General features: G+C 43.6%; 29 protein-coding genes, 3 pseudogenes and 1 riboswitch. Of the genes and pseudogenes, 7 read left to right on the forward strand and 25 right to left on the reverse strand.

The window, feature by feature from the left end:
* Window positions 1–446 precede the first annotated feature (446 nt).
* The 10 genes and pseudogenes from RS881_RS59280 to RS881_RS10695 all read right to left on the reverse strand — a co-directional run bounded on the left by RS881_RS59280 (window position 447) and on the right by RS881_RS10695 (window position 7,464).
* On the reverse strand, window positions 447–773 hold the full coding sequence (locus RS881_RS59280; protein WP_350340207.1) for a two-component regulator propeller domain-containing protein: 327 nt from the start codon (window positions 771–773) through the stop codon (window positions 447–449).
* Window positions 706–1,137, reverse strand: a complete 432-nt coding sequence (locus tag RS881_RS10655) for a hypothetical protein (protein ID WP_315821061.1) — start codon at window positions 1,135–1,137, stop codon at window positions 706–708. Before RS881_RS10655 ends, RS881_RS59280 begins: the two co-directional genes overlap by 68 nt.
* A gap of 776 nt (window positions 1,138–1,913) precedes the next feature.
* Complete coding sequence (locus RS881_RS59285) at window positions 1,914–2,135, reverse strand: putative polyvalent protein kinase domain-containing protein (protein WP_350340108.1); 222 nt, start codon at window positions 2,133–2,135, stop codon at window positions 1,914–1,916.
* A gap of 282 nt (window positions 2,136–2,417) precedes the next feature.
* Window positions 2,418–3,587 (reverse strand): homoserine dehydrogenase family protein, encoded by a 1,170-nt coding sequence (locus tag RS881_RS10660; RefSeq protein WP_315821062.1) that lies wholly within the window; start codon window positions 3,585–3,587, stop codon window positions 2,418–2,420.
* Entirely contained in the window at window positions 3,584–3,769 is a 186-nt protein-coding gene (locus tag RS881_RS10665) for a hypothetical protein (RefSeq protein WP_315821063.1), read from the reverse strand. Before RS881_RS10665 ends, RS881_RS10660 begins: the two co-directional genes overlap by 4 nt.
* A gap of 100 nt (window positions 3,770–3,869) precedes the next feature.
* On the reverse strand, window positions 3,870–4,313 hold the full coding sequence (locus RS881_RS10670) for a preQ(1) synthase (protein WP_315821064.1): 444 nt from the start codon (window positions 4,311–4,313) through the stop codon (window positions 3,870–3,872).
* Window positions 4,314–4,333: 20 nt separating this feature from the next.
* Window positions 4,334–4,714, reverse strand: a complete 381-nt coding sequence (locus RS881_RS10675; RefSeq protein ID WP_315821065.1) for a PLP-dependent transferase — start codon at window positions 4,712–4,714, stop codon at window positions 4,334–4,336.
* Window positions 4,620–5,359, reverse strand: a pseudogene (locus RS881_RS10680) (trans-sulfuration enzyme family protein). The gene RS881_RS10675 and the pseudogene RS881_RS10680 overlap by 95 nt, the downstream one beginning before the upstream one ends.
* A gap of 407 nt (window positions 5,360–5,766) precedes the next feature.
* A riboswitch (SAM riboswitch) is annotated at window positions 5,767–5,882 on the reverse strand.
* Window positions 5,883–6,058: 176 nt separating this feature from the next.
* The gene (locus RS881_RS10690) at window positions 6,059–6,727 is read right to left on the reverse strand and encodes a porin family protein (RefSeq protein ID WP_315821067.1); all 669 of its coding nucleotides are present in this window, start codon (window positions 6,725–6,727) and stop codon (window positions 6,059–6,061) included.
* A 65-nt stretch (window positions 6,728–6,792) separates the two neighbouring features.
* Complete coding sequence (locus RS881_RS10695; protein ID WP_350340109.1) at window positions 6,793–7,464, reverse strand: YiaD family glycine zipper/OmpA-like lipoprotein; 672 nt, start codon at window positions 7,462–7,464, stop codon at window positions 6,793–6,795.
* 166 nt (window positions 7,465–7,630) lie between these two features.
* Between RS881_RS10695 and uvrA the strand changes: the two are divergent.
* Window positions 7,631–10,545 (forward strand): annotated as a pseudogene (gene uvrA / locus RS881_RS10705) (excinuclease ABC subunit UvrA).
* 200 nt (window positions 10,546–10,745) lie between these two features.
* On the forward strand, window positions 10,746–11,159 hold the full coding sequence (locus tag RS881_RS10710; RefSeq protein ID WP_315821068.1) for a 5' nucleotidase, NT5C type: 414 nt from the start codon (window positions 10,746–10,748) through the stop codon (window positions 11,157–11,159).
* Window positions 11,160–11,410: 251 nt separating this feature from the next.
* Here the strand turns inward: RS881_RS10710 and RS881_RS59290 are convergent, their stop codons facing one another.
* The 12 genes and pseudogenes from RS881_RS59290 to RS881_RS10765 form a co-directional block, all read right to left on the reverse strand.
* The gene (locus tag RS881_RS59290) at window positions 11,411–11,566 is read right to left on the reverse strand and encodes a T9SS type A sorting domain-containing protein (RefSeq protein ID WP_350340110.1); all 156 of its coding nucleotides are present in this window, start codon (window positions 11,564–11,566) and stop codon (window positions 11,411–11,413) included.
* A complete protein-coding gene (locus RS881_RS10715) occupies window positions 11,536–11,817 on the reverse strand; it encodes a hypothetical protein (protein ID WP_315821069.1) in 282 nt (93 codons plus the stop codon). The genes RS881_RS59290 and RS881_RS10715 overlap by 31 nt, the downstream gene beginning before the upstream one ends.
* Window positions 11,818–11,897: 80 nt before the next feature.
* Window positions 11,898–12,647, reverse strand: coding sequence for a hypothetical protein (locus tag RS881_RS10720; protein WP_315821070.1), 750 nt, complete (start codon window positions 12,645–12,647; stop codon window positions 11,898–11,900).
* Window positions 12,648–12,664: 17 nt separating this feature from the next.
* Window positions 12,665–12,853: a hypothetical protein gene (locus RS881_RS10725; RefSeq protein WP_315821071.1), complete on the reverse strand. Its 189-nt coding sequence runs from the start codon at window positions 12,851–12,853 to the stop codon at window positions 12,665–12,667.
* A 158-nt stretch (window positions 12,854–13,011) separates the two neighbouring features.
* The gene (locus tag RS881_RS10730; protein ID WP_315821072.1) at window positions 13,012–13,500 is read right to left on the reverse strand and encodes a GNAT family N-acetyltransferase; all 489 of its coding nucleotides are present in this window, start codon (window positions 13,498–13,500) and stop codon (window positions 13,012–13,014) included.
* Window positions 13,501–13,599: 99 nt separating this feature from the next.
* Window positions 13,600–14,039, reverse strand: a pseudogene (locus tag RS881_RS10735) (AAA family ATPase).
* Window positions 14,033–14,458, reverse strand: coding sequence for a hypothetical protein (locus RS881_RS10740; RefSeq protein ID WP_315821073.1), 426 nt, complete (start codon window positions 14,456–14,458; stop codon window positions 14,033–14,035). Before RS881_RS10740 ends, RS881_RS10735 begins: the two are co-directional and overlap by 7 nt.
* 8 nt (window positions 14,459–14,466) lie before the next feature.
* A complete protein-coding gene (locus tag RS881_RS10745; RefSeq protein ID WP_315821074.1) occupies window positions 14,467–14,877 on the reverse strand; it encodes an AAA family ATPase in 411 nt (136 codons plus the stop codon).
* A gap of 40 nt (window positions 14,878–14,917) precedes the next feature.
* Entirely contained in the window at window positions 14,918–15,325 is a 408-nt protein-coding gene (locus tag RS881_RS10750) for an alpha/beta hydrolase family protein (RefSeq protein ID WP_315821075.1), read from the reverse strand.
* Window positions 15,277–15,636 (reverse strand): alpha/beta hydrolase, encoded by a 360-nt coding sequence (locus RS881_RS10755; protein ID WP_315821076.1) that lies wholly within the window; start codon window positions 15,634–15,636, stop codon window positions 15,277–15,279. The genes RS881_RS10750 and RS881_RS10755 overlap by 49 nt, the downstream gene beginning before the upstream one ends.
* A gap of 334 nt (window positions 15,637–15,970) precedes the next feature.
* Window positions 15,971–16,336 carry a hypothetical protein gene (locus RS881_RS10760; RefSeq protein ID WP_315821077.1) on the reverse strand — a complete coding sequence of 122 codons (366 nt, stop codon included), beginning with the start codon at window positions 16,334–16,336 and terminating at the stop codon, window positions 15,971–15,973.
* A gap of 82 nt (window positions 16,337–16,418) precedes the next feature.
* Window positions 16,419–16,886 carry a hypothetical protein gene (locus RS881_RS10765; protein ID WP_315821078.1) on the reverse strand — a complete coding sequence of 156 codons (468 nt, stop codon included), beginning with the start codon at window positions 16,884–16,886 and terminating at the stop codon, window positions 16,419–16,421.
* Between the two features lie 737 nt (window positions 16,887–17,623).
* On the opposite strand from RS881_RS10765, the gene RS881_RS10770 reads away from it, so the two are divergent.
* From RS881_RS10770 to RS881_RS10790, 5 genes are all read left to right on the forward strand, one after another.
* Window positions 17,624–18,811, forward strand: coding sequence for a T9SS type A sorting domain-containing protein (locus RS881_RS10770; protein WP_315821079.1), 1,188 nt, complete (start codon window positions 17,624–17,626; stop codon window positions 18,809–18,811).
* A 1,394-nt stretch (window positions 18,812–20,205) separates the two neighbouring features.
* A complete protein-coding gene (locus RS881_RS10775; RefSeq protein ID WP_119053687.1) occupies window positions 20,206–20,874 on the forward strand; it encodes a response regulator transcription factor in 669 nt (222 codons plus the stop codon).
* Window positions 20,874–21,125, forward strand: a complete 252-nt coding sequence (locus tag RS881_RS10780) for a hypothetical protein (RefSeq protein ID WP_315821080.1) — start codon at window positions 20,874–20,876, stop codon at window positions 21,123–21,125. Before RS881_RS10775 ends, RS881_RS10780 begins: the two co-directional genes overlap by 1 nt.
* On the forward strand, window positions 21,122–21,712 hold the full coding sequence (locus RS881_RS10785; protein WP_315821081.1) for an aminotransferase class IV: 591 nt from the start codon (window positions 21,122–21,124) through the stop codon (window positions 21,710–21,712). The genes RS881_RS10780 and RS881_RS10785 overlap by 4 nt, the downstream gene beginning before the upstream one ends.
* Before the next feature lie 125 nt (window positions 21,713–21,837).
* Window positions 21,838–21,984: a deoxyribodipyrimidine photo-lyase gene (locus RS881_RS10790; protein ID WP_315821082.1), complete on the forward strand. Its 147-nt coding sequence runs from the start codon at window positions 21,838–21,840 to the stop codon at window positions 21,982–21,984.
* Between the two features lie 174 nt (window positions 21,985–22,158).
* On the opposite strand, the gene RS881_RS10795 is transcribed toward RS881_RS10790, so the two are convergent.
* The 3 genes from RS881_RS10795 to RS881_RS10805 all read right to left on the reverse strand — a co-directional run bounded on the left by RS881_RS10795 (window position 22,159) and on the right by RS881_RS10805 (window position 23,450).
* Complete coding sequence (locus RS881_RS10795) at window positions 22,159–22,605, reverse strand: MqnA/MqnD/SBP family protein (protein ID WP_315821083.1); 447 nt, start codon at window positions 22,603–22,605, stop codon at window positions 22,159–22,161.
* A complete protein-coding gene (locus tag RS881_RS10800; RefSeq protein ID WP_315821084.1) occupies window positions 22,590–22,988 on the reverse strand; it encodes an MqnA/MqnD/SBP family protein in 399 nt (132 codons plus the stop codon). The genes RS881_RS10795 and RS881_RS10800 overlap by 16 nt, the downstream gene beginning before the upstream one ends.
* Window positions 22,989–23,114: 126 nt before the next feature.
* Complete coding sequence (locus RS881_RS10805; RefSeq protein WP_315821085.1) at window positions 23,115–23,450, reverse strand: nucleoside phosphorylase-I family protein; 336 nt, start codon at window positions 23,448–23,450, stop codon at window positions 23,115–23,117.
* Window positions 23,451–23,454 lie beyond the last annotated feature (4 nt).

Below are 23,454 nucleotides of genomic sequence, written 5' to 3' on the forward strand. Positions count from 1 at the left end.
TTCGATTGCTGACGTACCAAAGACCTGAGTTGTTTCCTAAGAGCAATCTGTTATGACTATCGCGGTATATTGCGGACACGCGCATTTTTCGGTTAACAACAGCGAATCATTGTCATTTATTCCGTAGTTGGTTCCCACTATAAAACCGCTGCCGCTTCTTATCAATTGGGTGGATCCGAAAACGGGAACAATTTCAAGATCTTTGAATCGCTTCGCCTTAAATGGATCATTTTTTGTTAAGGTAGAGTTGGATGCAGCCACATATATCCTTTTGGGGTAGGCCCGGGAACAATATCATACATATGCGAAACCGGCAATTTTATTATTTCAATACTATTGCCAATGGTATACCGGTAGAGGTTTTCACTGATAGAACCTATCCATATTACCGAGTCGCCCTCTGCAGCCAAATCAGTAAAAGGATAATTGAAAAAATCGTTTTTATTTTAAAATTGCGAACCATCGTGGTTCGTAAATAAAAACCCCTGCGACGAGGTAGAAAACCACATCCCCTCTTCATGATCCATTTCAATAGAAGTAACAGTAAGCCCGTTCAGATAATGTTCTTTGATATTTAAATCTTTATCCAGTATAAAAAAGCCGGCAAGTACCGTAGAAACCCATATCTGGCCATTTTTGTCCTCGAATACATCAAGTATATCAGCATCGATTTTCTTTTCTACAATTTTTTTCCACTTATTTTCACTAAGTAAGCCCCGGAATAAAACAAGAAGCCGCCGTTCTGTAATGGATTTGTGTTCGATTTTTTCCAGGTATCAATTCCGTTAGTCTGACGAAATGATCTTTTCCATTCTCTGAAAACTCCAATATAGAACTCACATGATTTCTCTTTGCAACATTAGCTGTTTTAATATAGGTTATATATTCGCCTGTTTTAGATTGATATGTTTTATAGGTTAACTTGTCGCTCTCTGTAAAATCATTCCTAACATTGCCGGATGAGTCGATAGTTATCAAACCTTCGAATTGCAATCCAAGGCAAACTGTTTCATCCAAATCCACTGCTATACGGCAATACACACGGCCTTGCTGAATTTTTAAAATAGTATTATTGTATTTGTATGGGTGAAACCTGTCATTTTCATAAATAAATAATTTTCCGGAAAATGTAAGCACCCATATTCTTTTTTATAATCCTCGTACAGCGAAAGAACGGAGTTATCAGGCAAATTAAAAGTTTCAAAAGAATATCCATCATAGCGGCAAACACCGTGGTCTGTTGCAATCCACAAATAGTTTTGGAATCACATAGTATAGCATGTGCTTCCGAGCTTGGTAACCCTTGGTTGGGAGTAAATTGCCTAAGCTGGTATCTCGGCTCTTGTGCCTGTAAAAAATAAGGCAAAAAGAGACTCAAAAATATAGCCACTAGAGGCAGATATCTAGGCAGTCTGTGATACATGGAAATAAAGAATTGAATTCAAAGTATGAAACTGTTTTATCAATGATAGCTTATTTGTTTTCTTCCGGTTGAACAGGTGTAAGGAATTCTACAAGGTTATCCATTGCCTGCAGATCGTAAATATTGGCTAGCTCTTTGAGTTGGGATAAGAAATTCATGCGCTAAAAATAATTAAGCCTGCGCAATTAGCGAAGGCAGATTTGTGAGTATTTACCAAGTGCTGATATGAGGTTCGAACCCGTACGTGAAAAAACATCCCCAATAATTTGACTTGATCCGGTATGACCTAGGCAGTATCGATCGCGTATGATGGAGTATAATATGTATACAATATGCAGCATAAAAAAGGCTCACATTGCTGTAAGCCTTTTCTTAATTGGAGTCCGTCGGCAGATTGCCTAACAAATTAAATAAATTGATTAATCGTATTAATGCTGTAAAGCAATTGATAGATGAAATAGCGACAATGTCACCAATCGTTCCGTGAGATTTATTTTCTTTCCATGATATAAAAGACGGTATCAATGAAAAATGATAAGTCGTCTTTGACAATCACGTTTTTATCAGGCATATCTTCTAACTCCAATCCAATTTCCTTGTTATAATAGTCCTGCCGTCTGGTATTCTCAAAACCATTAAAAGTCAAGAGCTCTTTGATATTTTCAAGATCTGGCTGCCCCCTACAATAAATGGTTATCTGTGAACAACGCAAAGTGTATCCTCTTTACCAGAGGTAAAACCTAACAATTCATACACAGTACCTGGAAACAGGCAAAAGCCTGCTTCAAAATCTTCATCGGTTAATTTAACCATTCTTTTTACTTATCTCACAAGACGCTATTCTATTACACGCCATATAGAGCTATAAAATGAAAAAGGCTGTCCCTTTCTTTGACAGCCTCTTTGTTCTTCATGCAAAAACAACAACAAAAAACAGACGAACAAAAATCTTTATTAAAAAGCGAGCTATATGCTTAACACTCACTTGCCTCTCTTAACACTCACTTGCCTCCGGCTCCTTAACACTCGCTCGCCTCCGGCGAGTGAGTCTATTGGCAAGCCTCCGGCTTGCAATAAAGGCGAGCCATATCTTATATAATTCCAGCCAGCTCCAGGCTCTTCTTTTCAACTTACGTATTTCCACATCTTCTATAATAGCCTCTGGTGAAAGGATAAGCGAAGTATTGTTTTCTCTCCACCATCCATTGTCACGTAATTCTTTAAATGGCAACACACCTACCAGGTATTTGCGGTCTGTCTCTGCATGCCATTCTTCTATCCATTCAAATTTTTCCTTGGGAATGTATTTCCAGTCATCAAAACTTACATACACACGTACGTAAAAGTCGGTAGTGAGTTCCTGCGGAACGTGGTGGTATAATTTCTTGTATTCATATTTATATTGGTAACGCAAGGCCGAGAGGTCGCTCAATACAGCAGAAGCGGTAGGAAAGCTGCCGGCTCCTTTACCATAGAAAAATTGTTTGTCCGCAAAGCCACTTTCGATCACCACCCCATTGTATTCATTTTTAACAAAAGCCAGGTGGTCGTCGTGCTTGATGAATTGCGGCAACACAAAGGCGGCTACTTTACCATTCTGTAATTTCTTGGCTTGTGCTACCAGCTTGATGTCAAAATGTTTCTCGGCGGCTACCGTAGCATCACTTCCCTGGATGTTCTGAATGCCATTAAATACAATATTGTCGGTAGTTTCTACAATGCCATAAGCATGCGTAAGCAGGAAAGTCCATTTATTGGCAGCATCATACCCCTCAACATCCAATTTGGGATCCGTTTCTGCAAAACCCAGTTGCTGTGCCAGCAATACCGCTTGTTGATAATCCAACTTGTCTTCAAACATTTTGGTAAGAATGAAGTTGGTCGAGCCGTTAACAATAGCCTTGATCGAGTGCAGCAGGTCATTGTCATAATATTCTTCCAGGTTCCGGATTACCGGGATCGAAGCACAGGCTGCCGCTTCATACAATACAGAACGACCTGTCTTTTGCTGCAGTCCCAATAATTCGGGCAGATGTTCTGCAATCATTTTCTTGCTGGCACTTACTACATCCTTACCATTATTAAGCGCGGTCGATACAATGTCAAAAGCTGGTTCCGATTCATTGATCACTTCTACAATGACATTGATTTCCGGGTCATTCAATAATACATCTTTATCCGTAGTAAATAATTCAGCCGGCGCATCCCTTTTTTACCAGGATTTTTAATACATACCTTTTTAATCGTGGCTTTCAGCGAAGGCGTTTGTTGCAATACCTTATACAATCCTTCTCCCACTACTCCGAATCCAAATAAACCAATTGTTAACTGTTTATGAGCGTCCATTTGCTGTTGCGATTTTTTTGTTCCTGAACTGTTATTTGTTGTTGTTATTGTTCCTTATTGCACCGGCAATCGCCTGTTTCAAATTTGCTGCATTACATGCTTACCGACCATTCATCTTCAATGATCTGCCAATCGTTGAACTTCTCCTGTCCGCCCCTTGTTTTCCAGTCCGAATCGATCGTAAGCTTGGAACTGATACCACCCCTTGATTACAGATCATGACCAGCCTTAACCTTTCCGGATCGTATACCTTTAACAGATCATCATAAATAATGTTTATCAGCCGTTCGTACGATACTACGATATTCCGCAACTGGAAAACATAATGCTTGAAAGACTTTAATTCGATGATCTTCTTTTTAGGATAAAAAGTAAGGTAGATAACCGCAAAATCAGGCTGTTCTTTCACCCCGAGGAACGTAAATTCAGGGATCTTGATCTTGATCTCGTAAGCCTGCGTAGTAGGGTTGGGGATGCCGATTAAGAGACTACTGTCGATGTCCTTGTACGTCTTAACCGGTTCTTTTGTTATTTCCGAAGCCATGTTTTTATTGTGTTGATGAATTATGCCAGTTCGTTTTGTAAAGCAGCTGTAGTACGTACCGTCAATCCGTCCAATGCTTCCTGCAAATCGATGATCAGGTCTTCCGCCTCTTCCAGTCCAATGCTCAGGCGCACCAGGCTATCCGATACACCAGCTGCCTGGCGTTTGTCGGCAGGGATCGACTTATGCGTCATCGTAGCCGGATGACTGATCAGGCTCTTAATACCACCCAGGCTTTCAGCCAGCTTGAACAGTTGTGTTGAGGTAGCAAATCGGGTGGCAGCTTCAAGGGTATCTTCTTTCAGGCTAAAGGAAACAATGCCCCCAAAACCCTTGGCTTGCTTTTTTAGCGATCTCGTGATTGGGGTGCGTTTTGAGCCCTGGATAATACACCTTATCAACTGCCGGATGCTTTTCCAGGAACCCGGCTACTTCTTGTGCCGTAGCACAATGCTGCCGCAGGCGCAGGTGAAGCGTTTCAATACCCCGGATCACCAACCAACTATCGAAAGGCCCCAGGATAGCGCCACAGGCATTCTGGATAAATTTTATCCTGTCGCCCAATGCTTTGTCTTTGGTTATTACAGCTCCGGCAATCAGGTCACTATGACCACCCAGGTATTTGGTAGCTGAATGCACTACGATATCTGCTCCCAGCCCAAGCGGTTTCTGCAAAGCAGGGGAGGCAAACGTATTGTCTACACAAAGCAAACAGTTATTCGCTTTGGCAATTTTAGCAATAGCTTCAATATCCGATATTTTCAGCGTTGGGTTGGTAGGCGTTTCCAGCCAGATCAGCTTTGTTTTGGGGTAATGGCATTGAATACTTTTTCCGGGTCGGACGTGTCTACAAAATGAATCGTAATACCAAATTGTTGGTACACCTGCGTAAACAACCGGTAGGCGCCACCATAAATATCATCTACCGCTACTATTTCATCACCCGCCTTTAATAGTTTGGCAATAGCATCAATAGCAGCCAGCCCACTGCTGAAAGCAAGACCTGTTGCCCCGCCTTCCAGTTTGGCAAGCAGGTTTTCGAGCACGGCCCGCGTTGGGTTACCACTACGGGCATAATCATACCCTTGTTAACTCCCGGCGCTTCCTGTACAAAAGTGGAAGTTTGGTAAATAGGTACCGATACCGCGCCGGTTAAAGGATCTACAGGAATGCTGTGAATGAGTTGTGTTGTCGCTTGCATGATAAACAGTTTTTTGTTCTGCCCAGCCATAAGGAGGGGCCTGAACGATGTTAAATGTTGTGATTATACAGGGTTCTGCGACAGCACTTATCAAGAGTAGTTCTTCGGAAGAGTTTTTTTAAGTGAAGCTCACCAGGTGGGTGAGCAATTAACCCCTTACCGGTAGGTAAGGGTTATAAAACAAAAGCTCTTCCGATCAGTCAGAAGAGCTTTTCAATTATGTTGTTACAGTAATGTTGAAGCTATTGGTCTGACTTATCTGTCTCCGACTTACGTCGGAGCTGGACGTGGCACCTTATCGCGCTTGGTAGCGCGACAGGTTGTCAAGGCTTCGCAGGGCCATTTCCCTCAGCCTTTCTTGATAAGAGATGTAAAAGAACTGGTGCAAAGATATAACCCGGTAATAAATTTCCAAATTTCTTTTCAAAAGAATTGCCAAACCCTCAACCAGCCGGGGTAGGGGCTCATTATCAGCCCTTAACAAAACAGGCTGCCCCCTGGGGACAGCCTGCCGAATAAAGTGCCTGATGGCTTTATAGATCCATTATAACCGGTAGCCCAGCGAAATGCCAAAGCCCGTATTCTTTGTTCTGTAATCCTTTTTGTCAAGCCCATCTATCTTTGGACTAATATTGGCAAGACCCAATTGCGCATTCAGTTGAGCCGAGAACTTATTACTGAATTCATATCCAACCAATAGGTTGGCGCCAAAGTCGAAACGTTTGAACGTATAACCATACTTCAGAATTTCTCCTGGCTTAAGGTTACTGTCAAATTCCAGATCAACATTGCCATTGTTTGTTTTGATTTTACCTCCTAATGCATACGCTGCATAAGGACCGGCACCCAGTAATAAGTTGCCAGTACCCAGGATCGTCTTGTAAACAACATTAACTGGTAATTCAAGATAATTGATATTCACCTTGGTATCCGAGTTGTTGTCAGCCTTGGCGCCCTTGCTGCTGAACAATAGACCGGGCTGCAGATAGAACTCATCAGCAATTGGAATTTCAGCGTTTACTCCGGCATTAAAGCCCACCTTGATTTTATTGTCCAGGTCACTGCCGGCAAATTTTCCATTCAGATTTTGAAAATTAACACCGGCACGGATTCCAAACGTGGTAGTTCCTGCAGCGGATTTCTTAGTTTGTGCCTGGGAGATAAAGGTTCCTGCCAAACAAGCAGCGATCAGTACGATTACTTTCGTTTTCATTTGCTATTGATTTTGTTTATGCTTTCTTGCCGTGGTGTGTTTGTTATTAAATAACAACCTGACTATTAATTGCCGGCCTCTTTCTTCGCATCTTGTTTCATCTTATCATTCGCAGTGATCAGGAAGTTGACACGGCGATTTTGCGCCCGGCCTTCTTCCGTATCATTGCTGGCTACAGGTGCTGTTTCTCCATAACCCTTCGTCGTAACCCGTGAAGCGCTAACCCCACGATTCCGCAAATAAGAAGCTACCGAACTGGCCCTTCTTTCAGAAAGGCCCATATTGTAAGCATCAGCCCCTTTACTATCAGTATGCCCTTGTACTTCAATATCCGTATCAGGATTTTCCTTCAATACACCAACCAGTTTATCCAGGTTGCCTTCCGCTGATGCTGACAGGTTAGACTGATCAAAACCAAACAGTATTTTGTCGCTGAATTCCACCACAATACCTTCCCCCACACGCTCTACCTTGGCGCCGGGAACCCTGTTTTCGATATCCCTGGCCTGTTTGTCCATTTTCTTACCTATTAAGGTGCCGCTAACGCCACCTACTGCGGCGCCTATGATCGCTCCCAATGCAGTATTTCCTGCTACTTTACCCACAACGGCGCCTACAGCGGCTCCGCCCGCAGTACCAATAACTGCGCCTTTCTGTGATTTGTTCATACTTTGACATCCGCCCAATAATATGGCGGCGGCTGCGAATGCTGTGAGGGTGCTTTGAAGTGATTTCATAACATTAGTTTTATGTAAATTAATCCTGATCACCCCTTTCAAACTTTATACCACAATACAAAAAACTGCCATATCTGCCTGAAAATGAGAAAGAAAATCCTCATTCTGGTACTCAACCATTCCATCTGGCATTTGTTCTTATCTTTGACCCTTCCCAAAAAATAATATGGCGAAAGTTAAAAAGGCAGTGCCGGCACAGAACGGACAATCCGGCAGTAACACATCCCAGGATGCAATTGAAGTGTTTGGAGCACGTGTACATAATCTCAAGAACATTGACATTAGTATTCCGAAAAATAAACTGGTCGTAATTACGGGTATCAGTGGCAGTGGTAAATCATCACTCGCCTTTGATACCATCTACGCCGAAGGCCAACGTAGGTATATGGAAAGCTTTGGCGCTTACGCACGCCAGTTCATTGGAGATATGGAAAGACCCGAGGTCGACAAGATCACCGGCCTTTCTCCTGTTATCTCCATCGAACAGAAGACCACCAATAAAAACCCACGCTCCACCGTTGGCACCATTACCGAAGTCTACGACTTCATGCGCTTATTATATGCCCGTATCGGGGAAGCCTATAGTTACAACACCAGTAAAAAGATGGTGAAGTTCAGCGAAGAAGAGATCGTTGAGAATGTGTTCAGGAAATATATGGGTAAAAAGATTACTGTCTTGGCCCCCTCATTCGTGGACGTAAAGGCCATTACCGCGAGCTTTTTGAAGACATTCGCAAGAAAGGATACCTCAAAGCCCGTATCGATGGAGAGATCCAGGACCTCGTACCCAAAATGCAGATAGACCGATATAAGATTCATGATATTGAAGTCGTTATAGATCGCCTGCCAGTTGACGATGACATGCGTGTACGGTTAAGCCAAAGTGTTCAGAAAGCCTTGCAGGTAGGTAAAGACCTTATGTTCCTGGCCGTAGAAGAGGCCAAGGTCTCTGCTAAAAAGAACGCATCGGAAAGCGCGGTGATTCAGTATTCCAAACTGTTGATGTGTGAAGACACTGGCATCAGCTATGAAGAACCTTCTCCCAATACTTTTTCCTTCAATAGCCCCTATGGCGCCTGCCCCGTATGTAAAGGGCTGGGCAACGTGTACCAGATCAGTTTGGAAGCTATTATACCAGACAAGAACCTGACCCTTAATGAAGGGGCCATCGCACCCCTTGGCGCCGAACGCGATGCCCATGTATTTAAGCAGGTACAACAACTGGCTAAAAAGAATAAATTCAGCCTCGATATACCCGTGAAAGACCTGCCTAAAAAGGCCTTGAACCTCGTTCTTTACGGAAATGAAACCCCGCCGGAGGAAGAAGAACAATTTGATTTTGATGATACCGCCACCGGAGGCCCTTTGTATCAAACCGAATACGAAGGCGTAATACCCCAATTAAAACGTTGGTTCGCCGGTGGTAATACCGATGCCCTCCGCGATTGGGTAGAACAGTTCATGGAGTTGAGAGTTTGTAACTCCTGCAATGGGGCCCGGCTAAAAATAGAAAGCCTGTGGTTTAAGGTGGATGAAAAAAACATTGCCGAGCTAAGCGAGTTTAACCTCGACAAACTCATGAAGTGGTTTACCGGCATTGAAAACCGCTTAAGCAATAAACAGAACGCCATTGCTAAAGATGTATTGAAAGAAATACGCGAACGCTTGCAGTTCCTGCTCGATGTGGGGTTGAACTACCTCACCATGAACCGGACCTCCCGCACCTTGAGCGGCGGCGAATCACAACGCATTAGGTTGGCTACACAGATCGGATCACAACTGCAGGGCATTACTTATATCCTCGATGAACCCAGTATTGGTTTACACCAGCGCGATAACATGCGCCTCATCGAAGCCCTTAAAAACCTGCGTAATATTGGGAATAGCGTGTTGGTGGTAGAGCATGATAAAGACATTATGCTGGCAGCCGATTACCTGTTCGATATTGGACCCAAGGCAGGATTCCACGGAGGTAGGATAGTGGCCCAGGGTGACCCTGCTGCTTTATTAAAATTAGATACCCTTACTTCTTCCTATATTAATGGGCATCGCGCTATTGCCGTGCCCAAAGAACGCCGCCGGGGCAATGGTAAGTTCCTGGAAATAAAAGGAGCTAAGGGTAATAACCTGAAGAATGTAGATACGAAATTCCCACTGGGAAGTTTATAGTCGTAACAGGAGTGAGCGGTAGCGGAAAGTCTACATTAATAAACGAAACACTCTATCCCATACTTAGCAAACATGCCTATAACTCCAAAATGAACCCCCTTGAATACAAAAGTATCAAGGGACTGGAGCATATAGACAAAGTGATAGAAATTGACCAATCACCCATTGGCCGCACGCCCCGTAGCAACCCGGCTACCTATTGTGGTTTCTTTACCGATATACGTACCCTGTTTGCTTCCGTGCCCGAAGCCAAGATTAGGGGTACAATGCCGGCCGATTCTCGTTCAATGTTAAAAGCGGTCGTTGTGATGTTTGTGAAGGCGGCGGCATGCGCGTAATCGAAATGAATTTCCTGCCCGATGTATATGTTCATTGCGAAAAATGCCAGGGCAGGCGCTATAACCGCGAAACACTCGAAATTCGCTATAAAGGGAAGTCCATTAGCGATGTATTGGATATGACCGTGGAAGATGCCGTGGAGTTCTTTCAGAATGTTCCCTATATCTATCGGAAGATAAAAGTTTTGGAAGAAGTAGGGCTGGGCTATATTACCCTGGGCCAAAGTGCCGTAACACTTAGCGGTGGCGAAGCACAACGGGTTAAGCTGGCTACTGAACTTGGCAAAAAAGATACCGGTAAAACCTTTTATATTCTTGATGAGCCTACCACAGGCTTGCATTTTGAAGATATCCAGCACCTCCTCGATGTATTGTACAAGTTGGTCGACAGGGGCAATACCGTATTGGTCATTGAACACAATATGGATGTCATTAAAGTAGCCGATCATATCATCGACCTGGGCCCCGAAGGGGGCGATGGGGAGGCAGGATACTGTTTGAGGGTACACCCGAAGACCTGCTAAAGGTGAAGGAAAGCCACACGGCTAAGTATTTGAAAGAAGAATTAAAATAAATAAAAAGCTACGGGCTGTGAGCAGCGGGCTTCGGGCATAAGTGTATTAGCTCGCAGCTCGAAGCTCATGGCTCGCGGTTATTAAAAGCATTACCAATGGAAAGAGTAATTATTGACATGGACGAAGTAATTGCCGATCCCATGGGGGATATGGTAACATGGTACGAAAGTAAATTCGGAAAAAAGTAGATTACACCAAAATGACAGGCTCCTGGCTAAAAGGATTCCCCGAAGAAGACCACGCCGTGATCTGGGAACGTTTAAGGGCCCCTGGTTTTTTTCGCCACCTGCCAGTCATGAAAGATAGCGTAGAAGTGCTGCGTGAAATGAATGAACGCTATGATATCTACATTGTATCCGCGGCGATGGAGTTTCCCAATTCATTAAAAGATAAGTACGATTGGCTTCAGGAACATTTTCCTTTCTTTAGCTGGAAACAATTAACACTCTGCGGTGATAAGAAGCTGGTGTATGGCGATTACATGATCGACGATCATGTGCGCAACCTCGTACATTTCCCCGGCAAAAAACTCCTGTATTCATCCCCCACAACTTTACCGAAACCGAATACCAAAGGCTGGGCAGTTGGGAAGAAGCGGGGACCATCTTTTTGAAATAAAAACAGATAGCCGGCCATTTCTCATAGCCGGCTACCGGAGGATACTGGGTTGACCAGAATTAATTCTTACTTTTCCAATAAGCAAGCGCAGGGAACGATCAATAAAATCTCTTTTTTATCAGGGTATGTGAACTATAGGGAACGGATCAGGTTTTTGACTCAACCGGATATCTGGATTCTACTAACTTTCCCTGCTGCTTATTGGTAATTATTTAAGGATAGCAAACAACAAATAACGCCGGCTTGCTATCGAATAATGACCTGACCATTTTCTAAACGCTCATCTTCACTAAACACTTCATACAGGTAATTACCTTTTCCCATATTGTTTAGTACAGTTGTTTCCTTGTTGCGGATATTAACCTGCTTTATCAGTTTGCCTTCCAGGTTAAATAGGAACAATTGATAGATCTTGCCATCCTCCCCATGAGCGCTGAAAAAAGCACCTGGTGAGTGGCATTGGGATACAACTTGATCTTATGCTTTTTGGTATTCACCTGCTTTTGAACCAAGATCGTATCTGCAGGTTGTTCCTTCATCGTAGAGGAAAAAGCTGGTAAGGCAGAGGAAGATACAGTCGATAATAACATGCCAATGACCAGCAGGGGCATAGTATAACCATGTAGTTTTCTCTCGGGTAAATTTGTTCGCATAGGATGACCTTTCGTTAAAAAGGCAGAATAGTTTTGAAAAGGGTACGGATCAAACAAATACTTTTATCGGAACTATGCACTTAGAATCGGATAGGGCATCGTGTTGAATTGCCATACCGGTCTGTGCTGGTTAATCTAAAGCCTACTTTGAGATTGAAGGTGTAATAAGCATCATTATTAGATGGTGTTCCACGCTTCATACCTGCCTCAAAACGCGTGGGCGTATTGATACCACTCTTGTTAGCCAACCGTTCTGCTACTTGCGCTTGTGCCAGCGGAAGATTGGCATAGAAAGCGGCAGGATCAACATAGTTGGTACTTACGTCATCTATATAATCTGTAAATGTTTTGCGGTGCAGTACTTCAAGACTCACATGGAATGTTTCAGTGATGAAGTATTTTACACCAAAGCCCATCGGAATATTCAGTTGGGTCAGTTTATATTCTTTGCGGTCGGGATACTCGGGAAAACCTTGCCCTTCTGTATGAAGCGGCTTCAGATCTACCCAACTGCCCGTAGCAGGATCAGTACCTTGTGGATTGAATTTAAATACACCTACGCCAATTACACCATAAGGGCGCAGCTTCAGCCAGGTGTCATCAGGATCACTTTCAATAAAAGTAGTGGGATATACTTCCAACAGTAACATGGCCTCGGACAGTTTGGAACGGAAGTTGGAGTTCCGAATTTTACGCGCCTCTTCATATCCGCCTTTGCCTTTAATGATCGCATCGTCACCTTCCAGCGTACCAAAATTTAAAGCAAAGCGCAAACCAATGGCATGTTTATAATGATAACCAAGGTAACCTCCGACCATGAATTTTGTCATCGGGAAGTTATTGTCTTTTAGGAAGGTTGTACCCTTGCCCTGTGTTCCCCCAGGTCGCCCAGGAAGTTACCAGGACCTACTGTAAGGCCTATTTCCCAATAAGAAGTGCTTTCACCAATTTGGCTAAACGAAGAAAAGTTTGCTGACAGGATAATAAGCGTTAGTGCACAACACTTCCGCACAGAAGCGTGTAGATACTGTTTCATGGAATATCAGATTTAGTTTTCAGATGGTCTGTGGATCCGGCGACTAAAATAATAGCCGCAGAATTTCCTTACAAGAAAACGCAGAAATATTTCTTTTTGTGTGCAGTGCGGAAAAATAAATGCTTATTAGGAGTTTTACTATAGCAGCAAAAGGAGATTTAGGTTAGTAACATTTCGATGTGTTCAATACCATCTTCTAAATAAATGTCGCTGGATTGTTGAAAACCAAAGGATTCATAAAACTTTTTGAGATAGAGCTGGGCCCCGATGCGAATTGCCTGCTTGCCAAAAATACGATGCGTAGTTTCTATAGATTTATTCATCAATGTTCGTCCCGCTCCTGATTTTCTCATTTTGGGAGAAGTAACTACACGCCCAATCGATACTTCCTGAAACGAAATGCCCGCAGGCACTAAACGTGTATAGGCTGCTAACAGATTATTGTGCCAACCCATCAAATGCCAGGAATATTGATCCTTGTCATCCATATCCTGAAATACACAGTTTTGCTCCACTACAAATACTTCACTTCGCAATTGCAACAAAGCATAGAGCTCCCGCGTTGTCAATTCATCAAATGGCTTGCAGGTCCAGGTAAGCGTTGTACTCATAATCATGATGATAAAGATAAAAAGGCCGGTAATCACCGCAACAGCAGATGAGCAAATTGCATGAATAAATGTATACTTTCCTTGTTTATTGAGTTAATGACCCGTTAAGTACTGGTAAAGCAAAAGGCTGAATAGCTAATACCCATATTTATCTCCCCAAAGATTTTTCAGATAGCGGCGTAGCTCCTCTTCCCGCGCATTTCTGCCAGGATCATAAAACTTGCTGCCGGCAAGATCAGAGGGCAGGTATTCCTGGGCCGAAAAATTGTTATCATAACTATGCGAATACTGGTAATTTTACCATATCCCATATTCTTCATTAGCTTGGTTGGCGCATTACGGATATGCAGGGGCACTGGGAGGTCCCCATGTTGGCGTACTGCTGCCAATGCTGCGTCAATGGCCATATAAGAGGCATTACTTTTGGCCGAGGCTGCCAGGTATACTGCACATTGCGATAAAATGATCCGCGATTCGGGGTAACCTATTTTCGTTACTGCATCAAAAGTAGCATTGGCCATTACAAGCGCTGTAGGATTGGCATTACCAATATCCTCACTGGCCAGTATCACCATCCGTCGTGCAATGAATTTAACGTCTTCACCCCTTCAATCATCCGTGCCAGCCAATATACTGCACCATTGGGATCACTCCCCCGTACCGACTTAATAAAGGCTGATATAATATCATAGTGCTGTTCTCCACTTTTATCGTACAAGGCTATACGTTGTTGCGCAATACCCATCACTTGTTCATCCGTGATAACAATTGCGCCATCAGCGCTACGGGGTGGGAGGCTTTCTACTACCAGTTCAAACAAGTTCAGCAATTTCCGGGCGTCACCACCCGAAATATTGATCAGTGCCTCAGTTTCCTGCAGTTCAATTTTCTTTTGAGATAATACCTCATCCCTTTCCATTGCCAGGTGCAATAATTTCACCAGGTCTTTTTCCTCCAATGATTTCAATACATACACCTGGCAGCGACTCAGCAAGGCACTATTTACTTCAAAAGAAGGGTTTTCTGTGGTAGCTCAATCAGCGTGACAATACCCTTTTCTACAGCCCCTAATAAGGCATCCTGTTGCCCCTTATTGAACCGGTGGATCTCATCAATGAACAGAATACCCTTTTGTATACTTTTGGCAGTATCTATCGCCTCCCGCACATCTTTCACACCCGCACTAATAGCGCTTAGCGTGAAGAAAGGGGCCTGTAAGGTATGTGCTATAATATTGGCAATCGTAGTTTTCCCGGTACCCGGAGGTCCCCACAGGATCATCGAAGGTACTTTACCCTGTTCTATGGCAGTACGTAAAATGCTTCCTTTGCCGGCAAGATGCTCTTGTCCCACCAGGTCGTCCAATGTTTCAGGACGCATACGCTCTGCCAATGGCGGCAATGTGTTTTTCATGCCGACAAGGTAAGCAAAATCAAAAAAAAGGGCAATATTATTAGGGTACGTGCTTCCTGATGAAGGCCTCTACTTTGTTAAACGAGTCGTCAAGGTTAGGGCCTGTCCAACTATGCCCCTCTGTAGGGTAAAAAACATATTCATTGGGAACCCCCGCATCGTTGAGTTTGGTTACCAGGCGCGTTGCTTGAGCAGGCGGCACCAGTTCGTCTTTCCCTCCTTGCAACAATAGCGTATGAGCTGATTGGGCCGTTACAAAATTGATAGGACTATAAGAATTATACAAGGCTGCATTTTGCGTAGGCGTAGCGCCAATAATAGTTGCCAGTAACGTAGGTACAATGGGCATTCCGGGATTGTTGTACAGATAAGTAAAATCCGTAGGCCCGAAAAAACTGATCACTGCCTTGGGTTTGGCAGTATTACCATACTTATAAGCTTGCAACAAGGCCAGTTGGCCGCCCGCGCTGGCGCCCAGCAGGATGAAGTTTTGAGAGTATTTATAATCCCCGATTTATTCAACAGAAAACCAACTGCCGCTTTTACATCCTCCTCCTGGGCCGGGAATTTATTTTGTCCCGTACTACTATACAACCGGTAGTTGATATTAGCAAAGGCATAATCAGGCAGCCTGCGTTGCAATTCAGTGATATATTCATCAAAGTCCGCCTTGTCGCCATCTGCCCAGGCCCCGCCATGGATCAGGATCATTAATTTGGTTGAACTACTATTCCCATTAGTAGGTAGATAGAGGTCCATTACTTGTTTGGGATCAGCTCCATAAGCAATATTGCCTTTTTCTCATAAGTGCTTGTATCTTCCTTTCCTTTCTTGCAGGAAATCAGACAAATTGTTAGGGTTAAAATGAACAGGAGTTTACGCATAGTCAAATGTACGGCCTGCTGGCCATTGGTGATGGAACAATTTAGTGAACGAATGACAGATCTCGCTTCCTCCTAATCACTATTCAGGAAATTGTTAAGAGAGGCCTCATAATTGCGGCGGATAGCTTTCCGAAGCGATATTTGACTCCATAAAATATAGCTGCCTGTTAATCCCATCACCGCTATGACAGTTGCTACCAGGTAGCCAATTAAATTCTGTTGCAGCGAATTGTTTTTCTAGAGGAGATTTCATAAAAAGCGATTGCTGCCAACGCCAATGCCAGGATCGTTACTAAGAGACATAAAATAAACAGTACCACCGAAAATACCCGCAACTTTTTGCCTGGTAACCGGTCAGGGTAAAATTTTTCAAGCAGGAATAAATTAACACTACTATTGCCCAGTAAGATAGTAGGTACAAAAAGCAACGTTAACAGCGCCAGTATATCATCTTTAGTTTGAAAACGCAAGCCTGTATCCAGTATGATGGCCAGGGCTAAAACTGCAATTAAAACCGTACAGGTCATATGCAGGTAACTAAATACACGAAATATTTTCCATTTTAACGGCAACATAATCAATATTACATTTTAGAGGCCTATTGAGTATCCTGATGGTCAAATTGTTGGTACCAGCCTGTAACCGTATTCTGATGTATTAATTGCCGCAGCCGGTACATCCCATACAGGAATAAAAGATGGAATACAAAAGAACGATAGTCTGGAAGATAAAGAACAGCAAATTGAAAAATAAACTACTCTTTATAATCGTACCAATATTGATAAAAGGCATGATTCGCCAAACAGCCACCGTTTTGGCAAACAGGAAAGCAATTAGAATGAAATTTACCAGGAACAGTATATTAAAACGCCGCTTTTGAGTTAACGTAAGCGGATTATCCGGGAAATTATCGTTTAATATCGACAAGCCCAGGCAAAGAAACAGGAAGATCAATACATAACTGATCACTCCTATCAGCTCACTCCAGGTATTTTTACCCCGAACAAGCGAATAGAACTCATTACCACCGAATACAATACCATGATCAATTGAAGAATACACATTAGCCGGAATACTTTCCAACGCAGCGGAAGTCCATTCATACCCCACAATATAAAAAAACAAAGGGAATCTTCCAGTAATATCGCTTCTTAATATACCCCACCTATGAAGTGATAAGCTTAAATGAATGGGTTTGTTCATGCCTTAACTTATTGTCGTAGTGATTTCTTGCTATCAGGGCATATTTTCATAATGCAATCAGTAAAAGGCCTCATAAACGGCAGTTTTTATAGCCTGCGCAATTTCATCCATCTCTTCCGCGCGGGTAATGGAAGGGATGCTCATAAGCTGCATGGGTATCCCTGCTTCTCCCTTGCGATAATTGCAAAACCTATATCCACTCCGGTTTCTTGTATCACTGTTAGTTGCATGGGTGCATGCGACAATAATTTAAATACCTCCTTCCATTCCTTTCTTTCCTGCAATGGGAAAGATGCTTCATACAGTTGTTGAATGAAAACCAGCGAGGATGTTTTTCGTCATTGATCACTTGTAGCATATAGTTAAAGTTAATAATATCTCCTATAGACTATATTTTTTGTTATAACAACTGTAAATAACGCTCTTAGATATGTTGCCATATCCAGTTGTATCGTAGTAATACGATAGCGCTGAATCAGTTGTCAACATTCTCTACCAATTGCTTCTTTTAGTAAATGTTTTTATAACCTTGTCCTGGATTCCGTGTTAAATTCATACCTATGTACCCTAACTGTACCCATGCATTCAATGCCCTCATTGTATCATATCGCGCCTTTTCAAGGCGCATAGTCCATTTATATAGTGTTACACTCGTAAGTGTGATCCTGCTATCAACGGCAGCTTCCTCACAGTGTATCCCGCCTTCCATGACGTTTAGAAATCCCGTATTGGTTAGTGGAGTGAGCCGGCAAGTTGGCGCTATATACCGTTTTTCCAATGTTACCACTGGTGTCGATGCTACTATCCAGATTATGGCCCTGACGAACGGTGCTGCACTAAGCGATATGGACAACACTACACAAGGTTATCCTGACGCCTGGCAGCCTTACGTAACAGCGGCTGGAAACACTACTTCCTACCTGGATTGGAAAATTACTTTCAAGAAAGGAGGCACCAATGTGGATACTTTATTGTCTTGTCTGGCCATTACCGCCATAGATATTGATGGTGATAACAGTAAGCTGCGGGAGTTTATTGTAGCCTCCACGCCTGGTGCTTATGCTGTTGATCCGAATACCCTGCTCACTGTTTCTTTTGACGGGGTGAATTCCACAGCTACAGGTGTAGTGACCACCGTACCCAGTATTGATACAGCCGCTAGAAAGTTTATGTTCCAGATGAACTTTTCGAACGTAAGTACTATCTACTATAGGAATGGCTCCATCTCACAAAAATCTGCCACCGACCCTCGCCATACCTGTATTTACTTTAAATCCTTTTTTGAAACAGGTCTTATTACATTACCCATAAGGTTATTGGACTTCACTGCTAAAAAGACAATAGAAGGTGTACGCTTGGATTGGACCATTGCCGACGAAAAGGAGGTTGTTCAATTTGAGGTGCAAAGAAGTACCGACGGTACTACATGGGGAGCCTTGGGCAATGTGCAAGCGCAACCAGAAGTGCTCAATTATTCTTTTATTGATAGAACAAGTGGGTCCGGAAGGATCTATTATAGGTTACTACAAACTGCAGTGAATGGTAGTAAGAGCCATTCACGTATCATTGGTATCAACCAGGCAGGTGGACCATTATCTGTGTTCATTCCCTCCCTTGTTAATAAAGATATTCCTGTGCAGTTGGAAGCGAAAACTGGTGAACAATATCATTTTGCTATCTACAATAGCCAGGGTAGTCTGATTAGCCAACGTACCTATTTAGCGCAAGCGGGTGTCAATTTTCTGCGCTTGCAAATACCGGGTCACCAGGCTAAGGGCATGTATATGGTGGCCGTTCGTAATTCCCTGGGAGTTGTTGTAAGCAATACAAGAGTGATCGTTCAGTAGTCGATTTAAACAATACTTAACGATTAGTACTGCCAGGGGCCCTGCCTAACTGGTTGGCAAGTACCTATACACAAGACTATTTCTGGTTGCCAGCCTGTCAACTGATAGGCTGCATTTATGCATTACCGTACAACACGATCAATAAGCTGTTTACTCCCCTCCTGTTTTTCAGCCTTCGCTGGCCATATCAGCGCATGCCGTGTTTGCTATTAACTTTTTTGATCCAGGGATCCATAGAGCTATTTTACGACGAGACAGACAAAATCAGCGTTTTGCCTCAATGGTACCTTGATGAGTCCACTGTTCCTCCTCTTTGGGTCCTCATTGCTTCCTCGGGGCCCGAGACTCAATTGAGGAAGCATTGAGGAGAACCCGGGGAAGCAAAGAGAACAAATGATGTTTTTGTGTCGATCGTCCCTGGACATTGGCTGTTCGTCCCAGGTGTTTCCTCCTTCCGTCCCAGATCGCCAGCATTTTTGAGGAGAAAATACTGTTCGTCCCAAAACATTAGGCGTTCGTCCCAGGTTTCCGGGGAGACCGACCCATTTTTGAAAAGCAGGAGCCAAAGCTGCTGTAGATTTGCTCTATCAGTTACTGCCAAAGGAGTTTTCGCTTGAGGGATAACAGGAAGAGCGAACCTGCTAACCTTCACTTCGGGCAGCGGCTGGGTAAGGGTAGGAAGCTTTTAAAATTCAACATGGTTATCCTGCGCCACCAGGTTTGGTTTTGATCGCAGGACGTAGCCCTAAAAACAAAAAGACGACACCTCGCAGCATCGCCTTTTCACGCAAAAAAATTTCATCTCAGGGGCTCGTTAACCTTGTTGGTTTTTTCCGGATTACTTGGATGTTAAACGGCTCCTTTCACAGGAATGGATTGGTCGGGTTTGTTAGGATTTATTGGACCTTAATCGTTGTTCAGGCTAAAAACTGGAAAGCTTGGTTTTCAAAGGGTGTGATCGCCTTATGGTCTAGGTATGGGTTACTATTTAACAGGCAAAAAAAGAAAAGAAAGTTGACTGACATTGGATTTTAGCTGGTTTCATAGAATATTAGAATTCTTTCTGGACGGTTATTTAAAGGACATTGGACGGTCTGAGGTTGCTAATCCTCGTCAATCAACTTCTATAACAAAAGTAATTGTGGATAACTATGTGGACAAGAGCATATTTGCTTCATTTTAACATGTCGGTTTTTACTAATCCAATCGTAACAAACCCATGAAGTGATGAAAAAACACCTTATATTCAATCGTATTTATCCCATTTAAAATTAGTTTCGACTATATTATTAATTAGTATAATTTCGTAAACATCCTATAGTATTTCTCACGAAATTTTCGCATTTTGTTCGCTGAATTGAGCCGTACCCCTTATATTTTAAAATACAACCCGAATGAAAAACATTGATAAGGTAATCAAAGTAGCTATTGCGGATGACCATGCCCTCTTCCGGGCAGGGGTCAAAACTTCCCTTTCTTCCAAGCGGGACGTGGAATTGATTGCCGAAGCGGACAATGGAATGCAACTGCTGAACCTCCTCAAACACATCGAGCCCGACGTTATTTTACTCGATATCCAGATGCCCATCATGGATGGCATACAAACACTTCCCGAGATCAGGAAAGTTCGCCCCGATGCAAAAGTGATCATCCTGTCCATGCACAACGATCATTCCATGATCAGTAAACTCATGGAAATTGGCGCTAATTCCTACCTCACCAAGAATTCCGATTCCGAAACCATCTACCAGGCCATTAAAACCTGTTACGAACAGGAATTCTTCTTTAATGAATTGACCAATAAAGCCCTCCTCACCGGCCTCCGTACCAAACGTACCGACCTGGCCAGCCCGCAGGAGGTGAATCTCTCCGATAAAGAAACACGTGTATTGAAACTGATGTGCGAGGAAAAAACAACTAAAGAGATTGCCGATATTGTTGAGATCAGTCCCCGTACCGTGGAAGCCATACGCGATAAACTCAAAACAAAAACCGGCGCCAAATCCATGGCAGGCCTGGTAATGTATGCTGTGAAGAACGGCATCATCGACCAACCACAATAGTGATCAATTACATTCACTTCAATGGTAAAATACTTCCTGCGGACGACCCACTAGTCGCCGCAGGAAACCGTGGCCTTCGATATGGCGATGGTCTTTTTGAAACCATGCGCGTCGTACAGGGCCGCATCGTATTACAGGACCTCCACTTTGAGCGCTTGTTCCAGGGCCTCACTGTACTCCAATTTCAGCGCCCCTCCTTGCTTACTCCCCGGCACTGGCCGAAGCCATCCTTGCCCTTTGCCGGAAAATGAATATTGACCAGTCGGCACGCGTACGCCTCAACCTGGTACGTGGCAATGGTGGACTGTACGATCCCGAAAACCATACACCCAATATCATTATTGAAGCCTGGCCACTCCCTGTGCCTCCCGCCATCCATGAAAATGGCCTGGTGGTAGACATTTATACCCAGGCCAGCAAACACTTCGACATATTGGCCAATATCAAATCCAATAATTACCTGCCTTATGTACTGGCATCAATCCATGCCAAAAACAACCAGCTCAACGACTGCCTCCTGCTCAATACCGAAGGTCGCATTTGCGATTCTACCATTGCCAATGTGTTTTGGGTAAAAGATGGCCGTATCTTTACGCCACCCTTGTCCGAAGCCGGAGTAGGAGGCGTGATGCGCCGGTACCTACTCGAAAATACGGTCAGCCATTATCCCATTCAACAAGAACCCCTCACACCCGAAATGCTCAGCCAGGCCGATGAATTGTTTCTTACCAATGCCATCCAGGGCATCAAATGGGTAGGCCAGTACCGCCATAAACAATACAAGAACCAATTGGCTACCCTGCTCTACAATAAATATGTAAAGCCACTGTGGGATTAAACAGGCGACAAACTGTTTAACCTCCATCCCCCTTCACTTCATTTCATTTTCACAAGCCGGATCGATTAGGTAGATGTAAATATCTTGACCCTTGTATCGATATATCATCCCAAAATCCACTTACATTGGTCCCAACTGCCGTCAATATATTTTGGTTTCGCCGAGACCTGCGCCTTAATGACAATGCCGGGCTTTACCAGGCACTCAAACAAGGATTACCCGTTATTCCTCACTTTATCTTGACTGAAATATACTCAACAAACTGGACGTGAAAGCCGACCGCAGGGTGGAGTTCATCCATGAACTGGCTCGTAAACGATGCCTGGAGGTCTATGCAAAAGCGTTGAAGAAATAATAATAAACCGACTATTCTATTGATTACCCTGTTGTCAACCTTCCCGCCGTATGCCGGGATGAAGTCTATTGCAAAGCCGCTGGCTTCCACCTTATAAGAACACCTGTTCTGTTGGCAAATTTGTTTTGTGTACACGCGTGTAAATATCCAGAAATTGTTGCACCGCCGCTTTTCCTGCTGCCCCCAGGTCGATCGAATAATTATTTACATACAGGTCAATATGCTGCCGCATTACCCCTTCACTCATCTCCTGCGAATGCTGTTTTACATAGTCCGTTATCAGCGGGTAGTGGGCAAAAGCATATTCAACACTGGCCCGTATCAATTCATTGATCTTTTGTTGTAAGGCAGCGTCATAACTTCTTTTCATTACAATACCTCCCAATGGAATGGGGCTTCCGGTTGTTGCTTCCCAGTATTCCCCCAGGTCCATCAACTTCACCAGTCCCTTATCCTGATAGGTGAAACGGTTTTCATGAATGATAACGCCGGCATTGACCTTTTGCTGAATCACCAGGTCTTCTATCTGCGAAAACAAAACAAATTGTTTTTAACTGCTCCCGGAAATGCAAGTGAAAACAGCATATGGGCCGTCGTATGCTCACCGGGAATCCCTATCGTACTGTCTTTTACCTGGTCGGCAGTAATACCCCCAGCCTGCGTGATTAGCAGCGGACCAACTCCTTTGCCCAATGCGCCACCTGCAGTCAATACCACATAGTTACTCACTACCAGCGGCAACACCCCATAACTGATCTTCGTAATATCCAATTTACCCTTTAGTGCCCACTCATTGAGCGTTTGTACATCTTCCAATACAACATCTACCTCAAAATCCCCCGTATCGATCTTCTTATTTACCAGCGCGTCAAAAATGAAAGTATCATTCGGACAGGGCGAAAAACCCAGTGTAAGTTTCATATCTTATTCAATTAAACCTGTTAACGAACACCTAACTACCAATACCTTTCTTCAAAATATTGATCAGCTGATCATTCAGCGCTTCAATAGCTTCCTTCATCTTCCATTCCTGCTTGTTTCTTACCCCTACATAATTAGAGATACTTCGCATTTGTAAAAAGGAATACCTTCCTGCAGGCACACATAATGAAAAGCCGCTCCTTCCATTGATTCAACAGTTACTTCATAGTTATGTTGCAATTGCTCAATGCGCGATGCCCGCGTACTGATCTCATTGACAGTTACCCCGCGTACCACCGCCAAACCCTCGTTTTCCCAGTTATTGATATGCGGGTTCACCAGCCACCTTGAGGTAGTAGCATGTTCACCATCCTGCTGTAGTCCCATATCAAACAAGTCACGGAATACCTCATTTTCTTCCACCCCAAGATCGCCCATCATTTCCTGGCCTACTAATACCACCCGT

Origin of the sequence: Paraflavitalea speifideaquila (genome assembly GCF_032395985.1) — a bacterium.
In the GTDB taxonomy this organism is placed as follows: domain Bacteria; phylum Bacteroidota; class Bacteroidia; order Chitinophagales; family Chitinophagaceae; genus Paraflavitalea; species Paraflavitalea speifideaquila.

Coding starts and splice junctions, on each gene's coding strand:
- RS881_RS10665 (WP_315821063.1), bottom strand. CDS start 3,769: ATGGACGCTCATAAACAGTTAACAATTGGTTTATTTGGATTCGGAGTA.
- RS881_RS10670 (WP_315821064.1), bottom strand. CDS start 4,313: ATGGCTTCGGAAATAACAAAAGAACCGGTTAAGACGTACAAGGACATC.
- RS881_RS10690 (WP_315821067.1), bottom strand. CDS start 6,727: ATGAAAACGAAAGTAATCGTACTGATCGCTGCTTGTTTGGCAGGAACC.
- RS881_RS10695 (WP_350340109.1), bottom strand. CDS start 7,464: ATGAAATCACTTCAAAGCACCCTCACAGCATTCGCAGCCGCCGCCATA.
- RS881_RS10710 (WP_315821068.1), top strand. CDS start 10,746: ATGACAGGCTCCTGGCTAAAAGGATTCCCCGAAGAAGACCACGCCGTG.
- RS881_RS10715 (WP_315821069.1), bottom strand. CDS start 11,817: ATGCGAACAAATTTACCCGAGAGAAAACTACATGGTTATACTATGCCC.
- RS881_RS10720 (WP_315821070.1), bottom strand. CDS start 12,647: ATGACAAAATTCATGGTCGGAGGTTACCTTGGTTATCATTATAAACAT.
- RS881_RS10725 (WP_315821071.1), bottom strand. CDS start 12,853: ATGAAACAGTATCTACACGCTTCTGTGCGGAAGTGTTGTGCACTAACG.
- RS881_RS10745 (WP_315821074.1), bottom strand. CDS start 14,877: ATGAAAAACACATTGCCGCCATTGGCAGAGCGTATGCGTCCTGAAACA.
- RS881_RS10755 (WP_315821076.1), bottom strand. CDS start 15,636: ATGGACCTCTATCTACCTACTAATGGGAATAGTAGTTCAACCAAATTA.
- RS881_RS10760 (WP_315821077.1), bottom strand. CDS start 16,336: ATGTTGCCGTTAAAATGGAAAATATTTCGTGTATTTAGTTACCTGCAT.
- RS881_RS10775 (WP_119053687.1), top strand. CDS start 20,206: ATGAAAAACATTGATAAGGTAATCAAAGTAGCTATTGCGGATGACCAT.
- RS881_RS10785 (WP_315821081.1), top strand. CDS start 21,122: ATGAATATTGACCAGTCGGCACGCGTACGCCTCAACCTGGTACGTGGC.
- RS881_RS10800 (WP_315821084.1), bottom strand. CDS start 22,988: ATGAAACTTACACTGGGTTTTTCGCCCTGTCCGAATGATACTTTCATT.